2 protein-coding genes and 1 pseudogene are annotated in these 1,374 nt (G+C 50.5%); all 3 read left to right on the top strand.

Annotated elements, in window-relative coordinates:
* Window positions 1–438 (top strand): TraU family protein (locus ACIPUA_RS07225; protein ID WP_449059440.1); only part of this gene is annotated, 438 nt, incomplete at its 5' end.
* Between the two features lie 15 nt (window positions 439–453).
* Window positions 454–1,074 carry a type-F conjugative transfer system pilin assembly protein TrbC gene (gene trbC, locus ACIPUA_RS07220; protein ID WP_449059507.1) on the top strand — a complete coding sequence of 207 codons (621 nt, stop codon included), beginning with the start codon at window positions 454–456 and terminating at the stop codon, window positions 1,072–1,074.
* Window positions 1,071–1,374: pseudogene (locus tag ACIPUA_RS07215) on the top strand (type-F conjugative transfer system mating-pair stabilization protein TraN); the annotation flags it as partial. The gene trbC and the pseudogene ACIPUA_RS07215, both read left to right, overlap by 4 nt.

Raw genomic sequence — 1,374 nt, 5'->3', positions numbered from 1 at the left:
GTGTTTGCCAATCCAATTGCGCAAGGAGCATGCGCCGCAGATGCGATTGCCAGTATTGGCAGCAAGCCTTTAAATGCGCTCTTTTGGTGTGCGGGTTCTCAAGGCAGTATGTATCCGTTTACGGGGTATACGGGCAATGAATTTAGTCCGCAGGCTTCCTCGGTTCTTCTTTCTGAGCGCATGGCATTTAAGTTGCATCGGCAAGGGTTGGTGATGAACAGCGTCGGGAAAAATCAGGAGGTGTGTTACACCTATCCGTCCCCGATTATCCCGAAAGACCGTTATCGCTATCAAATGGTAAACATGTACCCCGATACGGCCCAGTGTCATCCCTTTGGTCGTTCCGTGATGCGCTGGCAAACAGGGCATGCTTCACCCAACAGTCGTAAAAATTTCGGTTATCTCATCTGGCGTAAACGTAACTGCGTTTTCCTCTAATACGAGGTCCTTTTCATGAAATCCGTTTTCTTTTTATTCGCAAGCGTGTTGCTTGCGCCGACGAGTCATGCCTTAACGGATGACCAACAGTTTTTAGAACAGCTGCGCGACCAAAGCGCGGCCTTGCTCGAACAGTCCTTGCCGCCGGATGGCTTTAAGCCACCGGAAATCTCGGCCAAGGATAAAGCCTGGATTGATAGCTTATTAGCCAAACAGCAGCACGCGCAACAACAGGCCGCGGATGCGGCTAAAGCTCAAACAGCTCAGGAAACTCCGTTTGTCTATTTTGTGTCGTTTTCTATTCCCGAAGCGGGACTCAAACAGATGGTGCCAGAGGCCACGCAGCTTGGTATCCCCACGTTGATTAATGGGCTAATTGACAATGACTTTCGCAAAACAGCCAGTGCCGTGTTTGAACTGACCAAAGACAGTGGTGAAGGAGGTGTACAAATCGACCCGAAAACCTTTGCACAATACGGCATTACGCAAGTTCCTGCACTGGTAGTGCGCTGTGAGCAAGGCTTTGATGTGATATACGGCAATATTCGTTTGATATCCGCGATTGAACGGATTGCCAGCAGTGGCGATTGCCATCAGGTTGCCCGTGATTGGTTGGCATCGAGGGAGCGGCAATGAAACGGTTATTGATTGCATTATGGGGGGTGGGGGCTCTGTCACTGGGGTTTGCGGGCAATGATTATAAAGCAGGGTCGGAATTTGCCAGCGACCTGAAAAATAAAGGGACAGACACGATAAAAAATACCAACCCCACCAATATTATCCCGAACTATACCGCCAATCCGTCAGAAAGTGGCTATTACGGTGGAGTGACGTCAGGCGCAGCCTCGGGGCTGGAGAATGCGGGCATGAAAGCCATGAATGAGACGGAGGCGGGGCAAACCACGATGGAGGTGATGAAAAGTCGTCCGCCAGATA

The sequence above is a fragment of the Providencia sp. AGC89 genome, from assembly GCF_053543535.1.
Note: the sequence above shows the minus strand (reverse complement) of the source record. Positions and strands in the feature narration are given on the sequence as shown.